Source organism: Rhodococcus sp. NPDC047139 (assembly GCF_040643435.1).
Taxonomy (GTDB): Bacteria; Actinomycetota; Actinomycetes; order Mycobacteriales; family Mycobacteriaceae; genus Rhodococcus.
The window spans coordinates 313,176-330,168 of the sequence record NZ_JBEYUH010000006.1 but is presented as its reverse complement, the minus strand read 5'-3'; the positions used below and the strand labels follow the sequence as shown (position 1 = coordinate 330,168).

The window sequence follows — 16,993 nt, the reverse complement described above, 5'->3', positions numbered from 1 at the left end:
CTCGGAGATGAACAATGACTCCGCAACCCTCCGTAGCCGACTACGTAATCGTGGGCACCGGGTCCGCAGGGGCAGTGCTCGCCAATCGTCTCAGCTCCGACCCCCGGAAACAGGTGGTCGCTCTCGAAGCCGGGCCGGAGGACAAGAACAGATACATCCGTATTCCCGCCGCGTTCGCGAAGCTGTTCCGAAGTGAGGTCGATTGGGACTACCTGACGGAACCGCAGCCGGCGCTCGCCGGCCGGAAGATCTACTGGCCGCGCGGCAAGACGCTCGGCGGCTCGTCGTCGATGAACGCAATGATGTGGATGCGAGGCTTCGCCGCAGACTACGACGAGTGGGCAGAACTTACCGGCGACCCGTCGTGGTCGTTCTCCGAAGTGCTCGAGTACTTCCGGCGGATCGAGAACGTACAGGGCAGCCGCGAACCGGATTTCGGGCATTCCGGACCGATCGCCATCGACGAGCTACGCAGCCCGCGTCCGATCACCACGGCCTTCCTCGACGCGGTCGCAGAATCAGGATTCTCGAAAGAACGAGCGAACCGTTCTCGCCCCGAAGGCTTTACGCGACCGCTGGTGACGCAGAAGAACGGTGCACGGTGGAGCGTGGCCGACGGTTATCTGCGCCCTGCGAGTCGACGGACGAACCTCACCGTCCTCACCGGGGCGCACGCTACCCGGATCGTTCTCGACGGAACCGCCGCGGTCGGTGTCGAATACGAGAAGGATGGCATTCGCTCCACCGTCAGTGCCCGGGAAGAGGTGATCGTCGCGGGTGGAACGGTCAACACGCCACAGTTGTTGATGCTCTCCGGTATCGGCGACGAACAGGAACTCCGCCGGCACGGCATCGAGGTACATCATCATCTCCCCGAGGTCGGTCGCGGTCTTACCGACCATTTCGTGACGGGCCTCGGCTACAGCGTCGAGGGCGGTTCGCTGTTCTCGGCCGGCAAGCTCTCCGAACTCGTGAAGTACCTGCTGCGGCGGAAGGGCACGCTGACCTCATGCATCGAGGAAGCATACGGATTCGTTCGCAGCAGGCCGGATCTGACGCTCCCCGACCTCGAAGTGTGCTTCTCAGCCGCCCCGTTCTTCGGGCAAGGACTCGTCGCTCCCACCGAGCACGCCGTTGTCATCGCCGTGGCCCTTCTCCGGCCGGTCAGCCGTGGAGAAGTGAGGTTGAGGTCTGCCGACGCCTCAGAGAAGCCGATCATCGATCCTCACTATCTCAGCGACAAGGACGGGATCGACCGCAACGCGCTTCTCGAAGGTCTGCGGCTGTGCTCGGCTCTCGCTTCTGTGCCGGCGCTGAAATCGCGGCTCGGTCCGATGCTCCGGCCCGTTCCCCTACCCGGAAACTCCGACGAAGAGATACTCTCTCGCGCGATGACAGAAATCGGCCAGACGATATACCACCCGGTGGGCACCTGCCGCATGGGGAGCGACGCCGACAGCGTCGTGACTCCTCGTCTCCGAGTGAGAGGCATCGACAGGCTGCGCATCGCGGACGCGTCGGTGATGCCGACAATCATCCGCGGCCACACCCACGCACCGTCCGTCCTGATCGGAGAGAAGGCTGCCGACCTGATCCGTCACGGCTGAGGGGCGATCAGCGGTAGTGGTTCAGGACGAAAGCGGTCAGCCCGTCACGGACCGCCTCGACCGCATGCTTCTGGCCGCGCCGCAGCAGGAAACCAGGAACGCGAACCTTCGGTTCGAGCGACATCCTCAGGTGCACCCGGGTTCCGTGTGAGAGTTGCTCCAGCGCGTATTCGCCGTCCTGGCTGCGCTGCATCGAACTCTCGACGAGAGTCCACGACGTCGACCGCTCGGTCCAGTCGTGCTCGATGGTCTGCGTGTCGGAGAAGCCGAACAACGACAGCGTCATGCGGATCAGCCGTGGGCGACCGTCATCGTCCCTGCTGAGTACCTCGACGCCCTTGTGTGCCGACGACCATTCGGGGAGGCGCTCGACATCTTCCAGTGCGCGCATCACCTGCTCCGGTGCGGCGGCGATATCGAATCGATCGGAGACGGTTACCGCCATGGCGGGTCCTCCTCGTCGGCGTGGGAAAAGCAGTACACCGGACAGGTGACCCCGGAGGACGGCCGCCCAAACCGTCCGACCGACTAGTTCTGCATCAAGATCTGCTGGCCCTTCACCAGCGGATACGACGCCAGGTCGCTTCCGTCGAGGTTTTCCTTGTGCATATCCACACCGGTGATCTGGCTGTTCTCGTAGGTGCGGTAGTAGTAGACGCCCTTGTTCGTATTGCAGCACGACGAGTAGATGGTGATCTCGTACTTGTCGGCGAGGCGCACACAACCTCGCTGCTGTTCCACGGAGCCGAGGATGTGGAAGAACTGACTGATCGCCTCGGATTCCGACTCACCCGATACCGAATTCACCTTGGTGAAGACGGCCTTGACGAAGCGCGACATCGACGACAGATCTCCCGGCAACCCGATCGCGCCCATTCCTCGACTGTAGGTGTCGAAGGGGATCTCCTTGGAGAAGCGCGGCTCCGGCGGATCGACCGACAGGCTCATGTAGTTGTTGATGTTGAACAGCTGGATATCGAACGTCGGGTTGTTGGTGAGGACCTGGATCGGGTTGTCGTGGACTTTCAGTCCTTCCCGGACCGACTCGACAGAGATGGATTCGCTGCGGTCGGAGATGATCCAGTGCAGCGGGGAAGGCGGAAACTCCTCGCTGAACGCGATGTCGACGATGCGCACGTCGGCCAGCGCATCACGAACCTGCGCCACGGTCTCGAACTGGCCGAGGACCCACGGAATGAACTCGAACGACGCGATATTCGTCCCGCCTTCCGAGACGGGCTTGTAGTCGGCGTTGTCGGGGAAGTTGAGCCCCGCCATGCTCAAGCCCTTCTCGTTGGTCGCGTCGTAGTAGAGCGGATAGCCGTCGGCGACGGTCGCCATACCGATCATGGCGTGGTGCGTCGTCTGCTGTGGCACCTCACGGAACTCGAACGGGAAGTTGCGCGGCGTGACCGTGACAGCTTCCCGGTAGGAGAACTCGAGGTCCAGATTCCGGCCGAAGTAATGGTCCTTGGCGGTGTAGTTGGCCGCTGTGCACATTTGACTACCTCCGAACTTTCTCGACTCACCGTATCCGTGTGCGTGCGTACGCACCGCGATTCCGGCAAGTCCTGCGGAGGTAATTACTTCAGTAGGCGCCGTCGCTGGCCAGCACCGCCTTGACCGTCTTCCCGATGATCAGCGCATCCGACACCATCGACCAGTTCTCCACATACGACAGATCCAGCCGCACCGACTCGTCCCACGACAGATCCGACCGGCCGGAAACCTGCCACAACCCCGTCACACCCGGACGCACCAGAAGCCGACGCTTGACCCGACCGTCATAGGCCTCCACCTCACGCCGCAACGGCGGACGCGGACCCACCACACTCATCTCACCCCGAAGAACATTCAAGAACTGCGGCAACTCATCGATACTGAACCGCCGCAACACCTTCCCCACCCGCGTCACCCGCGGATCGTCCTTCAACTTGAACAACACGCCGGCACCCTCGTTCCGCGACATGAGCGTGTCGACCAACGTATCCGCGTCCGTCACCATCGACCGGAACTTGACCATCCCGAACGGCTCACCGTCCAACCCGATCCGCTCCGCCCGATAGAACACCGGCCCCCGCGAATCCAGCTTGATCAACAACGCCACCACCGCGAACACCGGCGCCAGCACCACCAACGCCACCGACGCAAACGCCAGATCGAACAACCGCTTCCCGGATCGCTTCGCCCCGTGATAACTCGGCTTCTCCACATGAATCAACGGCAAACCCGCCACCGGACGCATCTCGATCCGCGGACCGGCAACATCGACCACACCCGTGGCCACCACCAGATCCGTCTCCAGCGGCTCGAGCTGCCAGATCAGATCGTGCAATCCCTCGCTACCGAGCGTTTCGGTGGCCGTGACCACCACCGTGTCGGCGTGTGACAACTGCAGCGCCTCGACCACCGAACGTTCGTCGCCGTAGATAGTGATCTCCCGGCCGTCGACGTCGATCACATCGCCGGGAGCACCCGAATAACTCGGCACACACACCCCGACCACCCGGTAACCCTCGCCGTCCTTCCGCTCGAACGTGCGCGCCATGTGCCGCACCGCCCGCGCACCGCCGACCACCAGCACCGAAGTCTGGAACTCCCCACGAGAGCGCTTGCGCGCTACCGCTTTCCGCCACAACCACCGCGTCAGCAGCAAACCCGCGAGACCGACCGGCAACGCGATCGCAAGGAATCCACGTGCGATCTTCTGGTCGGCGACGAGCGCGATGATCGCGATCGCCCCGAACATTCCGATCGTCGCCGAGACGACCCGCTGGTATTCGTCGTAACCGGCCCCGATCACGCGCCGTGACCGAGTCCGGAAGAGGCTCAGCGCAATCAGCCACGCGCCGATGAGCGTGGCGGATGTCAACGAGTACTCGAGATCTGCGCCCTCCCCGGCGAGCAAGAGTTCCTCGTAGCCGAACCGCACCCACTGAGCCAGTAGTACGGACAGCACGACGACGACCACGTCCGTGAAATACAGCCTCTTCACGTACGCGTTCTGCCATTTCCACCGGCTGAGGCCGGCTGCGGGCGACACATCCGCGGACGCGCTACCCTGCGCGCGCCTCGATGCATCCGACGGGTCGACCCCTCGATCACGCACCGTCATCATCCCGCAGCCCTCCCCATCACCTGTCTCCTCCCCGAGACAAGAATTTCCTCCGACAAGCCAGGACCGACATTGGAACCTGCTCATACCGGAGCGTTACCCGAGTTATCTGGTGTGAATGGCTGGGCGTTACGTACGAATTGAAGTCTTGCCCCATATGACCCGCTGAACCAACTCCAAAGTCGGCCCTACGACACGCCTTCGGCCGAATCCACCAGCCTCCGAACCCGTCTACCTGGTATTTTGCAGTGCCAGTGCAGAAACACTTGGTGATCATGATCACCTTCGCGGCACGCCGAATTCCCGGTGTTCAGGAATCGGCCGATTTCTTTCCCTCATTCGTGCTGAGCACGGGCGGGGCACGGAAGGGAGCCGGGGTAATACGTGCTCGTTGCCGCGAGCGTCCCAGACAAGCTCCTGGCATCTTCGCCCGCCGAAATGGGGTTCGCCGCAGCTGTACGGCGCGCGAACCTCGTTTCGGCGCGCGAAGACCATCCCGTGAGTTTCGTGTCCGGCATCAGAGCGACTACGCCGGGCGCTCATGCCCGGACAGCCCGCCGATCGCCGGGTCCGCATCACCAGATCCCCGAGACACCGGACCACGACTTATACCGAGACCGGCGCGGGCTGTAAACCCCTGCGCGCAGGTTGATCCGATGGGTTCGCCGATCGACAGCGGGCTATTAGCGTTCCGCCTCGACCACCACAGCCCGAACCCGAGGACGCGCTGTGGCGACACCCGAAGCGCCCTCGCTGACACATCCACCACTTCCACGAACAAGGAGACTTCGTGACCATCACAGACGTTCGGCCCACCACCGCAGCCGAGATCTACGCCGCCGGCGGGATCACCGTCACCAAGCTCGGCGAGAACATCGGCGCGCTCATCGAGGGCGTCCACGTCTCCGGCGACATCTCCGCCGACACCGCCTTCGCGATCCGCTACGCGCTCGCAGCCAACAAGGTGGTGGTGTTCCGCGGACAACACCACCTCGACGACGACATCCAGTATCAGTTCGCATCCACGCTCGGCGCGCCCACAACTACGCACCCGACCCTCACCTCCGAGGACAACCGCACCCTCGTCATCGAAGGCGCCGCGAACAGCTGGCACACCGACGTGAGCTTCATCGACCGCATCCCGAAAGCGTCCATCCTGCGTGCGGTAGAGATCCCGCCCTACGGCGGTGCCACCACCTGGGCGTCCACCACCGCCGCATACGCGCAGTTACCCGCTCCGCTCAAGGCCCTCGTCGACAACCTCTGGGCCGTGCACAGCAACGAGTACGACTATGCCGGCGTCCACGCCGACAATCGCGGTCTCGCCGCCAAGTCGGGCAACTACATGCAGAACTTCACCCGTCTCACTTTCGAGACGGAGCATCCCGTGGTGCGGGTGCATCCCGAGACGGGCGAGAAGTCGCTGCTGCTCGGACATTTCGTGAAGAACTTCGTCGGCCTGAAGTCCTCGGAATCGGCTGCGCTCTTCCAGCTGCTGCAGGAACGCGTCATTCGCCTCGAGAACACCCTGCGGTGGGCTTGGACTCCGGGCGACCTGGTGATCTGGGACAACCGCGCGACTCAGCACTACGGCATCGCCGACTTCGGAGACCACAAGCGCAGCGTCCACCGGGTGACGCTGGCGGGCGACGTGCCCGTCTCCGTCGACGGCACCACCAGCCGTATCCGTACCGGCGACGCCGCGCACTTCTCCGTCGTCGACACCCCCGGCCGCTTCCCCGGATTCGATTCCTGATCCGCTCTCCCTGCGGTGCCGGTCGCCCCTCTGTGGGTGGCCGGCACCTGCACCTTCGAAAGGACCCCCGCGTGTTCAGCCGCTCCTCTCTCCGCCGGCGCAGCCCCCTCTGGGGTGCTGTCGCCCTGTCTGTCGTCGGCAGCGTGGCTGTCGCAGGATGTAGTTCGGCGGTGGGCCAGGCGGGAGTCGCCGAAGGCGGCGTCCTCCGGATCGGCGAGGGCATGGATCTCGTGCCCGCGAGCATCTACGCGGGCTCTCTCACCCAGGCTGCTGTCACCGGGCTGGTCTACGACACCCTGATCGATTACCCGGCAGACAGTCTCGATCCGGAACCGCACCTGGCCACGGCATGGGAGGTCGCGCCCGACGGTCTGTCCGCACGCATCGACCTGCGCGACGACGTCACCTTTCACGACGGCCGGCCGATGACCTCCGCGGATGTCGAGTTCAGCATCCGCACCTACGCGGACCCCCAGAGGGCCGGTCAGCTCGCTCGCACCGCTGCGCTCATCACCGGCTACGACACGAGCGACCCGCACGCTCTCGTGCTCACCCTCTCGCAACCGACAGCGAATCTGCTCGACCTGCTCGACCTCGTCCCGATCATCGACCGCAACACCCTCACGGGCTTCGAGACCGGCACGTCCTACAACGGCACCGGCGCCTTCCGCTTCACCGAGTGGAAACCGGGTACGTCGATCACGTTCGAAGCGAACGACGAGTACTGGGATGGCGCACCGAAGCTCGACGGCGTGGAGATCGTCATCGTGCCCGACGCACAGACCCGCATCTCACAGTTGCGCTCCGGTCAGCTCGACGTGCTGCTCGCCGTCTCCCCGCGCGACGCCGACCAGCTCGAATCCGACCCGAACTTCCGGATCGTCGACCAGGCCGGTGTGGAACGCACGTGGTATGTCGGCGCCGACGTCAGCGCACCCGGGCTGAACGACGTGCGATTGCGTCAGGCCATCGCCTACGCCGTCGATCGCGACCGCATCCTCGAGGACGTCTACCGCGGGCACGGCGACGTCGGCAACCTGCCGTGGCCCGAGTACTCGCCGGCCTACGACGCCGGCCTGAATTCGACCTACACGCTCGACCAGGATCGCGCACGGGCTCTGGTTGCAGAGGTCGGCGAGATTCCGGTCCTCCCTCTCTCCTATGCCACGGGATCGATCGAAGCCGAATCGACGGCTCAGATCATCCAGGCCGATCTCGCTGCCGTCGGTATCGAAACGACATTGGTGCCGCTCGACGGTGCCACGTCCCTGAAGAATCTGATCGGCGGCACCTTCGGCGGACTGTGGGTCTACGGGCACACCTACGCGCAGTACACACCCGCGACCCTCCCCACGAGCGCCTTCCCGTTCAACGCCTACAAGAACACCTCCAACTTCATCGACGCCGACTACCAGCGAGCCGTCGAAACGGCTTGGCGGCTGGCCGATCCCAAGAGCGACGAGGCCGAGGCCGCCTACCGGGCACTCAACGACGAACTGCTCGGCAACGCCTTCGTCATCGGCCTGCACAACGCCACGGGCCAACTCGCGACAACTGCCGATCTGCACGATTTCGACTGGTCCAAGAAAGCGGAGCTCGACCTGAGCGACGCCTACCTGGGGGGATGAGCCGATCATGTTTCGCTACAGCCTTCGCCGTCTCCCCTCCGCGCTGATCGTCCTCGCCGTCGGTTCGGTGGTGATCTTCGCGCTGCTGCGTCTGGTGCCGGGCGATCCCGCGCTCGTGCTCGCCGGACCGGATGCCTCCCCGGAAGCACTCGCGGCCCTACGGACCGAACTCGGCCTCGACGGATCGCAGATCACCCAGTACTTCGCGTGGCTCGTCGGCATCGTCACCTTCGATCTCGGACGCTCCCTCGTCCTCGGAGGGGAGATCGGCGCTCTCCTGCTCGGCGCCCTGGGCAACACCCTGGCGCTCGCCGGCGCAGCGCTGCTGGTGGCACTGTCGATCGCGTTCACCCTCGCCACCGTGTCGGTGATCGTCGACCGAAAGTGGCTGAACAGTCTCGTCACCGCGTTCGGAACCGTCGCCGTGGCCATCCCCAATTTCGTCACCGGCGCAGTGCTCGTCGTGCTGTTCGGTGTCGTCTGGGCCGTGCTGCCCGCCGGCGGCATCCCGCGCAGGGGGCTGCTCGACGATCCCGGGATCTCGGTGCAGTATCTGCTGCTGCCCGCGGTGTGCCTGGCGCTGCCCATCGCCGCTGCCCTGACCCGCTTTCTCACCGAGTCGCTGCGCAGCCACATGGCCGAACCCTATGTGACCACGGCACGGGCGTTGGGCATCTCCCGGCGACGCATCGTCCTCACCCAGGCGCTGCCGAACGCGCTGCCGTCGACGATCACCGTCCTCGGCCTCCAGATCGGCCACCTGATCGGCGGCGCGGTGCTCGTCGAGGCGATCTTCGCCTGGCCCGGACTCGGGCACCTCATCGAACGGGCCATCGCAAGTCGCGACTACCCCGTGGTGCAGGTGATGTTGCTGTTCTCCGTCGCCCTGTTCGTCGTGATCCAGCTGGCCACCGATCTCGTCAACGCCACCCTCGACCCCCGGATCCGATTGGGAGACAAAGCATGAGCACCGCCGTCGCCGCGCAGCCCGAGGATTCGGTCGACGACCGGGACAGCAGGTGGACCGCGCTGACCGGTGGCCGGGGCCTCGCAGGAGTGATCCTGGTCGGGCTGGTCGCCGCGGCCGGTCTGCTCGCGCCCTGGCTCGCCCCCTACGCACCCGACGCCCAGCTCGCGGGCGCCACGCTGCTCGCCCCGAACAGCGAACATCTTCTCGGCACCGATTCGGTCGGCCGCGACATCCTGTCTCGCACGCTCTACGGGATCCGGGTGGACTTGCTCGTCATCTTCCTCGCCGTCCCCATCGGCGCGGCGATCGGATCGATACTCGGGCTGGCGTCCACCCGCTTCTCCCTGCTCGACACCGCCCTGCAACGCGCCTTCGATCTGATCCTGGCCTTTCCCACGATCATCCTGGCAATCGCACTGACCATGGTCGTGGGGCCGGGGATGTGGACCATCGGGGCGGTGATCGTGCTCGCCGAGATCCCCATCTTCGGCCGGCTGACCCGCACGTCGGTGCTCACCGTCCGGCAGGCACCGTACGTCGAGGCCGCACGCACGGTGGGTGCGAGCGAGGGATGGATCCTGCGCCGCCACATCCTGCCCAACAGTCTCGAACCACTCACGGTGCAGTTGGCCCTGGCGATGTCGGTGGGCGTGTTCATCGAGGGCGCGATGAGTTTCCTCGGACTCGGTATCACTCCACCCACCCCGTCGCTGGGATCCCTAATCAAGGAGGGCACCCAGAATGCCTACCACTCGCCGCTGTTCGTCGTCGGCCCACTCTCGGTCGTCGTCGTCCTGGTTCTCGGACTGCTGCTGATCTCCCAATCCCTGGCCGCCCGCTCACGTCGGCGATGAACCGGTTCTCCGACAGCAAGGATTTTGTCGTGTCTCCTACTCTTCTCACCGTCCGCGACCTGCACATCGCCTTCGGCACCGACACTCCTGCCGTCGGGGGCGCCTCCTTCGAGATCCGGCGCGGCGAGACGGTGGCCATGGTCGGCGAGTCCGGTTCCGGAAAGTCGATGACCGCCCGTGCCATCCTCGGTCTGCTCCCCGAGGGCGCCGACACCGCCGGATCGATCGTCCTCGACGGCACCGAGATCCTCGGCGCCGCGGAAAGCGAACTGAACCGCCTGCGGGGCACGAAGGTGGCGTTGATATTCCAGGAACCGCAGAGTGCGCTCAATCCCGTGCGCCGGATCGGATGGCAACTGCGTGAAGCCTTCCGCGCCCACCGCTCGTTGTCGAAGGCACACGCGCGCCGCGCCGCCATCGAGTTGCTCGAGCAGGTCGAGATCCCCGATCCGCAGCGGCGTGTGGACTACTTCCCCCATCAGCTGTCCGGTGGGCAGAAACAGCGTGTCGCGATCGCCCTCGCGCTGGCCAACGACCCCGACCTGCTCGTCGCGGACGAACCCACCACCGCTCTGGACGTCACCGTGCAGGCAGAGATCCTTGCCCTGCTCGACCGTATCCGCCGCCGTACCGGAATGGGTGTGCTGCTCATCACCCACAATATGGGCGTTGCTGCCCGGCACGCCGACCGTGTGGTGGTGATGCGGCACGGACTCGTCGTCGAAACAGGCAGTGTCCATTCTTTGTTCGACGCACCCGAGCACCCCTACACGCGAACACTGCTGGCATCGGTGCCACGGCTACCCGAGCCCGGTAACACCCCTGCGACCGAAGCCGGCAGGGCCGGGGATCCAGTCCTCGAATTCGACGGCGTCACCGTCACCTATCCCGCCCGCCACGGCACGCCGGCGTTCTCCGCCGTCGACGGTGTCCACCTCGACATCCGTCGCGGAGAAGTTCTCGGGCTGGTCGGCGAATCCGGTTCGGGTAAGACCACCCTCGGTCGCGTCGCCCTAGGGCTCGTGCCCGTCAGCGCCGGACGCGTCGTGTTCGACGGTCACGACCTCGGTACGCTCTCCGCGCGTGAGCTCCGCGAGGTGAGGCGCAACGTCGCAGTCGTCCAACAGGATCCGGCAGCCTCGCTCGATCCCAGGCTCACCGTCGCCGCGAGCATCCGGGAGCCACTCGACGTCCACCGGGTGGGTACCGCAGCCGACAGGCGCGGGCGGGTGCTCGAACTGCTCGATGCCGTCCGCCTGCCCGCCTCGTTCGCCGGCCGCTTTCCGCATCAGCTGTCGGGTGGGCAGAAACAGCGGGTCGCGCTGGCGCGGGCGTTGGCGCTGAGCCCCCGGCTGCTCGTCGCCGACGAACCGACCAGCGCTCTCGACGTGTCGCTGCAGGCCGAAGTTCTCGAACTGTTCACGGAGATCCAGCGTGAGCTCGAGTTCGCGTGCCTGTTCATCAGCCACGACCTCGCCGTCGTGCACCAGGTGGCCGACCGGGTTGCAGTGCTCCAATCCGGAGCGGTGGTCGAAGAAGGTCCGGTGGAGTCGGTGTTCTCCGCTCCGCGCGAGGGGTACACGCGGGCGCTCATCGCTGCGGTGCCCGATCCTGTTCCGTCGGCGCGGCGCGCTTCCGAGCGTGTCGCCGTCTGAGTTCGGCAGAGTTCGCACGCCGAAACGAGGTTCGCACACGGTAGAGCTTGCGTGAACCTCGTTCGGGCGCGTCAACACCCGAGGGCGGGTCGGTCAGGCTTCGGGGATGTCGAGTCCGAAGGTCTCCCGCGTGATGACTTCGGGTTCGGGTCCGCCGCGCACGCCGGTGTCGAGTGCGTCGATGGCAGCGAGTTCCTCTGCGGTCAATTCGAAGTCGAAGATGTCGAAGTTCTCCGCGATCCGGGACGGCGTGACCGACTTGGGGATGGCCTGACGTCCCTGCTGCAGATGCCACCGGAGCATCACCTGCGCGGCGCTCTTGCCGTGAGCGCGGGCGATATCGCCGATCACAGGATCTTCGAGGGTAGACCCGTGGGATCCGTTGCGGTAGAAGGTGATGCCACCGATCGGAGACCATGCCTGCGATAGGATGCCGTGCTCGGCGTCGGCGGCGAGCAGGTCGGACTGACGGAAGTACGGGTGCACCTCGATCTGGTTGACCGCCGGCACGATCGAGGTCTCGTTCATCAGTCGGGTGAGATGGTCGGGCATGAAGTTGCTGACACCGATGGACCGGACCTTCCCGTCCGCGAGCAACTTTTCGAGAGCCTTGTACGCGCCGATGGTGAGATCGAATTCGCCCGGCAGCGCCTGGTGCAGGATGAGCATGTCGAGCCGGTCGACGCCCAGTTTGCCGATGCTCTTGTCGAAAGCGTGCAGGGTCTTGTCGTAGCCGTAGTCGGTGATCCAGACTTTCGTCTCGAGGAAGACATCGTCGCGGTCGACGTCCGACCGCGCGATCGCTTCGCCGACCTGCCGTTCGTTGAGGTACGCGGCGGCGGTGTCGATATGCCGGTAGCCGACGTCGAGAGCCGTGGTCACGGCGTCGACGGTCTGCTCGGGAGGCGTCTGGAAGACCCCGAAACCCAGAGCCGGCATCGTGATGCCGTTGTTCAGGGTGATCGATGGGGGTGTCATGTCCCCACCCTAGGTCTCCCACGGCAAGGTCACGGCCGAACCGCGACCTTCGATCCAGGGCAGGCCCACCTGTGAACGCGAGACCGCCCCGAGAGGACTCGCCGTCCGGAGTTACTTCAGGAAGCTGAAGAAACCGGGCGTGTGCACCTCACGCAGGCGGGTGAGCTTGCGGTAGGAGATCAGCCAGACACCGTCGACCTTGCGGTATTCCTCGTGATAGTGCCCCCACCCGTGGAGCGACTCCTCGACGCCGTCGTTGTCCCACCACAGCTGATCCTCCATCGCCCAGATTCCACGGGCGGTGGTGTCGGATTCGAGGACGATCTCCGGGCAGTGACCGTGATGGGCCGAGGTGATCGATACCGGCCCGTCGAGGAAGTTGCTGATGGCGTGGGTCAGTGCCTCGCGGCCGACGACGCGGCCGGCTTCCTCGCCGGTGCTGGGCTGCTTGTCGCTGGGCAGCCCGCCCCACGTCTCGCTCACCACGTCCTCGGTGTGCAGGGTCGGGTACAGCTCCCACTGCTTGGTGTCCATCACCCGCAGCCGGGCCGAGAAGACCTGCTGGATCTCGTGGATGGCGAGGAGTTGCTCTGCGGCAGACATATCGCTCATCGGGAGGCCCTCGCAAGCAGCTCGCGAGCCTCGGCGCTTCCGTCGAGCACGCGGGCGGTGCGGCGCTTGATCTTCCAGCGTCCGTCGATGCGGGCGAGTTCGAAGCGGTTGGCCGTCACCCGCCACACCCGGAACGAATCGGAATCGAGGTTGCGGCGCAGCAGCAGGGAATGGCAGGTCGCGACGGCGGTATCACCGTCGACGCGGATGTGGACCGGGTCGAGCAGGTGGCCGCATCCCTCGTTGATGTAGTCCTGGTGCGGCCGGGTGCGAACCATCTCGGTGATGGCGTCGCGACCTTCCATCACCCGGATGTCGATGTCGTAGACCGCATCCTCCGCCCACAGCTCGCCCACCGCGTCGGCATCGCCGGCGTCGACGGCCGGACCGTAGGCCGTGAGCACCTCGTGGATGGCGGCTTTGTCCTCGAGAAGCTGCACCCGCTCGACGAGCGAAGCCACCAGGTCTGCGGTGTCGGTCATGACGATCCTTCCGAATGCGGGCGGTCGTGTCGACGGCAGAGCTGTGCCGTCCCGCGTCTGTCTACCGGCCTCGCGTCGCTGCCGCCCGCAGTGTCCCGGTGAGCGGAAGTACACGATCGAACAAGATCGATTTCGTGGACGAATCCTTGGTATAGGCATCGATTGTTCGTTCCGCCGGATCCCGGCCGCCTCGTCGTCCCATTCAACGGAAATGTCGGTGCGCGCTCACATCTCGGCTGGGACTGTTCGACACGCCACACCTGCACAGCGCAGGTCGCTCCGCATCGCGGAGCACACCCCCCTCACGCAGTCCCGGCTCGTCAGCAGCCGATTCCCAGGAAGAGTCACCGTCATGGGTCAGGTATTGGACAGGATCATGCAGCACGCGGAGGAGATCCGCGCCGAGGGTGTCGAGGGCGACAAGATCATGCGCCTCACCGACACCTCCGCGAAGCGTCTGCGCGACTCCGGCATCATCCGCACCTTCCAGCCGAAAGAATACGGCGGTTTCGAAGGCCACCCGCGTGAGGCTGCCGAGACCATCATGGCGCTCGGTGCACTCGACGGCGCGACGGGCTGGGTCGCCGGCATCGTCGGCGTTCATCCGTGGGAGCTCGCCTTCTTCGACCCCAAGGCCCAGGAAGAGATCTGGGGCGAAGACAACGACATGTGGATGGCGTCGCCGTACGCACCGATGGGTGTCGCGGTGCCCGTCGACGGCGGTTACATCCTCAACGGCCGCTGGTCGTTCTCGTCCGGCACGGACCACTGCGGCTGGGTCATGATCGGTGCCGCGGTCGGCGACAAGGACGGCAACCGCACCGGCAAGGTGCTGCACGTCGTGCTCCCCCGCTCCGATTACGAGATCGACCAGGACAGCTGGAACGTCATCGGCCTGCGCGGCACGGGCTCGAAGGACCTGATCATCAAGGACGCCTTCATCCCCGAGCACCGCACGATCGACGCCGACATCGTCCTCAGCGGCAACGGCTGGCGGCACGCGGGTCGCGACGAGACGCTGTACAAGTTCCCGTTCTCGTACATCTTCCCGCTGGGCATCACCTCGTCGCTGATCGGCATGACCGAGGGCGCACTGGCCTGCTACATCGCAGCGCAGAAGGAGCGCGTCCAGGTCACGGGCATCCCGATCAAGGAAGACCCGTACGTTCTGTTCGCCATCAGTGAGGCCGCTTCCGAGATCTCCGCATCGCGACTCGCACTGCTCGAAACCGTCGACCGGTTCTGGGACAAGACGGACCGCGGCGAGGAGATCAGCTTCGAGGAGCGCGCCATCGGGCGTCGCACCCAGATCTCGGCCGCATGGCGGGCCGTGCGGGCGATGGACGAGATCTTCGCGCGTGCCGGCGGTGCCGCGGTGCACCTGAAGACGCCGATGCAGCGCTTCTGGCGCGACGCGCACGTCGGCCTGACCCACGCCATCCACGTGCCCGGCCTGATCTACCACTCCGCAGCCCTGACGCAGCTCGGTGGCGACCCGCAGGGTCCCTACCGCGCGATGATCTGATCCCCTTCACTTTCGAGGACGATGACATGACTGAACTGAGAGGTCTCGGCTACCTCCGCATCCAGACGCAGGACGTGCCGCGCTGGCGCACCCTGCTTCTCGACGGCCTCGGCATGGCCGAGGGTTCGGGCCCGGAAGCAGACGGCTTCTACGCCCGCATCGACGAGCGTCGCTCGCGCATCCAGGTGCTGCCCGGCGATTCCGACAAGGCACTGGCCGTGGGCTGGGAGGTGCGTGACGAGTTCGCGCTCCAGCGGGTCCGTGAGGCTGTCGAGAAGTCGGGACGCACCGTCGAGGTGCTCTCGCACAAGGAAGCGACCTACATCGACGCGGAAGGCGCGATCGCGTTCAACGATCCGGCCGGAACCCGCCTCGAGGTGTTCTTCGGACCGGTGCTCGACCACAGCCCGGTCGTGACGCGGGGCGGCGGACGCTGGGTGACCGGCGGACTCGGCCTCGGCCACGTGGTGCTGCCCACGGCGAACTTCGACGAGACGTACGAGTTCTACACCCAGGTTCTGGGCTTCCTGCCGCGCGGCTCGATCCGCCTCGACGAGGACGGACTCGTCCGGGTGCGCTTCCTCGGCATCAACGAGCGTCACCACAGCCTCGCGCTGTGCCCGGCTCCGCCGAACGAGGAGCCCGGCCTGGTCCACCTGATGACCGAGGTCGACACCCTCGACGCGGTCGGTCAGGCGCTCGACCGGGTGAATCGCCTCGACTTCTCGATCTCGTCGACGCTCGGCCGGCACACCAACGACAAGATGATCTCGTTCTACGTCCGTGCACCCGGAGGCTGGGACCTCGAGTTCGGCACCGAGGGCATGCTCGTGGACGAGCGTCACTACACGTCCGAGGAGATCACCGCGGACGCGTACTGGGGCCACGACCAGTCGGGCTCCGAGCCGCTGAAGGCGTTCCTGCCGCCGACAACCTGACATCGGGCTGTTCCACCCCGTTCGAAAAATGCACCGCGACGCTGGTCGCGGTGCATTTTTCGTTCTGTCCTGAAATTCGTTCTTCCCTCGGATCGTGAGCGGCGCTACAGTCGTACACATATTGATCGGTCGATCAATCACCGCACGATCACGCCTCGGAGAAGAACATGTCCGAAGTTCTAGACAACCCCTCGTCCGTCATGGGTCGCGTCGGCCTGCTGCTCGAACCGTTCCGCGATACCGACGGCCTGACGCTCACCGAACTGTGCCGCCGTACAGGTTTTCCCCGCTCGTCCGCGCACCGCATGCTCCTGCAGCTCGTGCGGGTCGGGTGGATGCGACGCACCGGAACCACCTATCACCTGGGCCCGAAGATCGTCGAACTCGGCGCCCTCGCGCAGACCCACGACCGCATCCACAGCGCCGCCCTCCCCGCCATGTACGAACTGCATCGCGAGACCGGACTGGTCGTCCACCTGACGGTCCTCGACGGGGAGCAGCTCGTCTACCTGGAGAAAGTGAGTGGCATCCGGGTCGCGGACAGCTCGTGGGCAGGGCAGCGGCAGTCCGCCGAGGAGACCGTCGCCGGCTTGGCGCTACTGGCTCGCCGCGACGGAACCCACCCCGCGCTGGAAGACGGCAACGGCTGCGCACTGGTCGACGGCGTGGTGCACGGCGGTACCTGCTTCCGCCACATGGTCGCCGCCTTTGCGGCCGGAGACGGTGAGATCGCCGCGCTGTCGCTGGCCGGCCCGGACGAGATGATCCCCGAGGATGCGGCCCGGCGGGTACGCCGAGCAGCCGACCGTCTCGAAGTGACGCTGGCCACTCGGTAAACGTCCTGTTACAGTTGCCGCCGAAGGATTGATTGAT

15 protein-coding genes are annotated in these 16,993 nt (G+C 65.5%); 9 read left to right on the top strand and 6 right to left on the bottom strand.

What is annotated here, in order from left to right:
* Positions 1 to 14 precede the first annotated feature (14 nt).
* Entirely contained in the window at positions 15 to 1,607 is a 1,593-nt protein-coding gene (locus ABZ789_RS10680) for a GMC family oxidoreductase N-terminal domain-containing protein (protein WP_358423054.1), read from the top strand.
* 7 nt (positions 1,608 to 1,614) lie between these two features.
* Here the strand turns inward: ABZ789_RS10680 and ABZ789_RS10675 are convergent, their stop codons facing one another.
* The 3 genes from ABZ789_RS10675 to ABZ789_RS10665 all read right to left on the bottom strand — a co-directional run bounded on the left by ABZ789_RS10675 (position 1,615) and on the right by ABZ789_RS10665 (position 4,725).
* On the bottom strand, positions 1,615 to 2,052 hold the full coding sequence (locus ABZ789_RS10675) for an SRPBCC family protein (RefSeq protein WP_358423052.1): 438 nt from the start codon (positions 2,050 to 2,052) through the stop codon (positions 1,615 to 1,617).
* Between the two features lie 83 nt (positions 2,053 to 2,135).
* The gene (gene bsh, locus ABZ789_RS10670; protein WP_358423049.1) at positions 2,136 to 3,107 is read right to left on the bottom strand and encodes a choloylglycine hydrolase; all 972 of its coding nucleotides are present in this window, start codon (positions 3,105 to 3,107) and stop codon (positions 2,136 to 2,138) included.
* 88 nt (positions 3,108 to 3,195) lie between these two features.
* Entirely contained in the window at positions 3,196 to 4,725 is a 1,530-nt protein-coding gene (locus tag ABZ789_RS10665; protein ID WP_358423046.1) for a sugar transferase, read from the bottom strand.
* A 787-nt stretch (positions 4,726 to 5,512) separates the two neighbouring features.
* Between ABZ789_RS10665 and ABZ789_RS10660 the strand changes: the two genes are divergently transcribed.
* From ABZ789_RS10660 to ABZ789_RS10640, 5 genes are all read left to right on the top strand, one after another.
* Positions 5,513 to 6,478, top strand: coding sequence for a TauD/TfdA family dioxygenase (locus ABZ789_RS10660; RefSeq protein ID WP_358423043.1), 966 nt, complete (start codon positions 5,513 to 5,515; stop codon positions 6,476 to 6,478).
* Positions 6,479 to 6,549: 71 nt separating this feature from the next.
* A complete protein-coding gene (locus tag ABZ789_RS10655; RefSeq protein ID WP_358423040.1) occupies positions 6,550 to 8,106 on the top strand; it encodes an ABC transporter substrate-binding protein in 1,557 nt (518 codons plus the stop codon).
* A 7-nt stretch (positions 8,107 to 8,113) separates the two neighbouring features.
* Entirely contained in the window at positions 8,114 to 9,073 is a 960-nt protein-coding gene (locus ABZ789_RS10650) for an ABC transporter permease (protein ID WP_358423037.1), read from the top strand.
* Entirely contained in the window at positions 9,070 to 9,930 is an 861-nt protein-coding gene (locus ABZ789_RS10645) for an ABC transporter permease (protein ID WP_358423034.1), read from the top strand. The genes ABZ789_RS10650 and ABZ789_RS10645 overlap by 4 nt, the downstream gene beginning before the upstream one ends.
* Before the next feature lie 29 nt (positions 9,931 to 9,959).
* Positions 9,960 to 11,585: an ABC transporter ATP-binding protein gene (locus tag ABZ789_RS10640; protein WP_358423031.1), complete on the top strand. Its 1,626-nt coding sequence runs from the start codon at positions 9,960 to 9,962 to the stop codon at positions 11,583 to 11,585.
* Between the two features lie 93 nt (positions 11,586 to 11,678).
* Here ABZ789_RS10640 and ABZ789_RS10635 read toward each other — a convergent pair whose 3' ends face one another.
* The 3 genes from ABZ789_RS10635 to ABZ789_RS10625 form a co-directional block, all read right to left on the bottom strand.
* The gene (locus ABZ789_RS10635) at positions 11,679 to 12,563 is read right to left on the bottom strand and encodes an aldo/keto reductase (protein ID WP_358423028.1); all 885 of its coding nucleotides are present in this window, start codon (positions 12,561 to 12,563) and stop codon (positions 11,679 to 11,681) included.
* Positions 12,564 to 12,674: 111 nt separating this feature from the next.
* Positions 12,675 to 13,175, bottom strand: a complete 501-nt coding sequence (locus ABZ789_RS10630; RefSeq protein ID WP_358423025.1) for a nuclear transport factor 2 family protein — start codon at positions 13,173 to 13,175, stop codon at positions 12,675 to 12,677.
* Positions 13,172 to 13,657, bottom strand: coding sequence for a nuclear transport factor 2 family protein (locus tag ABZ789_RS10625; protein WP_358423022.1), 486 nt, complete (start codon positions 13,655 to 13,657; stop codon positions 13,172 to 13,174). The genes ABZ789_RS10630 and ABZ789_RS10625 overlap by 4 nt, the downstream gene beginning before the upstream one ends.
* Before the next feature lie 352 nt (positions 13,658 to 14,009).
* On the opposite strand from ABZ789_RS10625, the gene ABZ789_RS10620 reads away from it, so the two are divergent.
* The 3 genes from ABZ789_RS10620 (at position 14,010) to ABZ789_RS10610 (ending at position 16,956) form a co-directional block, all read left to right on the top strand.
* The gene (locus tag ABZ789_RS10620; protein ID WP_358423019.1) at positions 14,010 to 15,182 is read left to right on the top strand and encodes an acyl-CoA dehydrogenase family protein; all 1,173 of its coding nucleotides are present in this window, start codon (positions 14,010 to 14,012) and stop codon (positions 15,180 to 15,182) included.
* A 26-nt stretch (positions 15,183 to 15,208) separates the two neighbouring features.
* Positions 15,209 to 16,120, top strand: coding sequence for a biphenyl-2,3-diol 1,2-dioxygenase (bphC, locus tag ABZ789_RS10615; protein WP_358423016.1), 912 nt, complete (start codon positions 15,209 to 15,211; stop codon positions 16,118 to 16,120).
* A gap of 167 nt (positions 16,121 to 16,287) precedes the next feature.
* The gene (locus ABZ789_RS10610; protein WP_358423013.1) at positions 16,288 to 16,956 is read left to right on the top strand and encodes a helix-turn-helix domain-containing protein; all 669 of its coding nucleotides are present in this window, start codon (positions 16,288 to 16,290) and stop codon (positions 16,954 to 16,956) included.
* Positions 16,957 to 16,993 lie beyond the last annotated feature (37 nt).

Excerpts from the sequence above, each read along its gene's own strand:
- ABZ789_RS10680 (WP_358423054.1), top strand. The coding sequence starts at position 15 with ATGACTCCGCAACCCTCCGTAGCCGACTACGTAATCGTGGGCACCGGG.
- ABZ789_RS10675 (WP_358423052.1), bottom strand. The coding sequence starts at position 2,052 with ATGGCGGTAACCGTCTCCGATCGATTCGATATCGCCGCCGCACCGGAG.
- bsh (WP_358423049.1), bottom strand. The coding sequence starts at position 3,107 with ATGTGCACAGCGGCCAACTACACCGCCAAGGACCATTACTTCGGCCGG.
- ABZ789_RS10665 (WP_358423046.1), bottom strand. The coding sequence starts at position 4,725 with ATGATGACGGTGCGTGATCGAGGGGTCGACCCGTCGGATGCATCGAGG.
- ABZ789_RS10650 (WP_358423037.1), top strand. The coding sequence starts at position 8,114 with ATGTTTCGCTACAGCCTTCGCCGTCTCCCCTCCGCGCTGATCGTCCTC.
- ABZ789_RS10645 (WP_358423034.1), top strand. The coding sequence starts at position 9,070 with ATGAGCACCGCCGTCGCCGCGCAGCCCGAGGATTCGGTCGACGACCGG.
- ABZ789_RS10635 (WP_358423028.1), bottom strand. The coding sequence starts at position 12,563 with ATGACACCCCCATCGATCACCCTGAACAACGGCATCACGATGCCGGCT.
- ABZ789_RS10630 (WP_358423025.1), bottom strand. The coding sequence starts at position 13,175 with ATGAGCGATATGTCTGCCGCAGAGCAACTCCTCGCCATCCACGAGATC.
- ABZ789_RS10625 (WP_358423022.1), bottom strand. The coding sequence starts at position 13,657 with ATGACCGACACCGCAGACCTGGTGGCTTCGCTCGTCGAGCGGGTGCAG.
- ABZ789_RS10620 (WP_358423019.1), top strand. The coding sequence starts at position 14,010 with ATGGGTCAGGTATTGGACAGGATCATGCAGCACGCGGAGGAGATCCGC.
- bphC (WP_358423016.1), top strand. The coding sequence starts at position 15,209 with ATGACTGAACTGAGAGGTCTCGGCTACCTCCGCATCCAGACGCAGGAC.
- ABZ789_RS10610 (WP_358423013.1), top strand. The coding sequence starts at position 16,288 with ATGTCCGAAGTTCTAGACAACCCCTCGTCCGTCATGGGTCGCGTCGGC.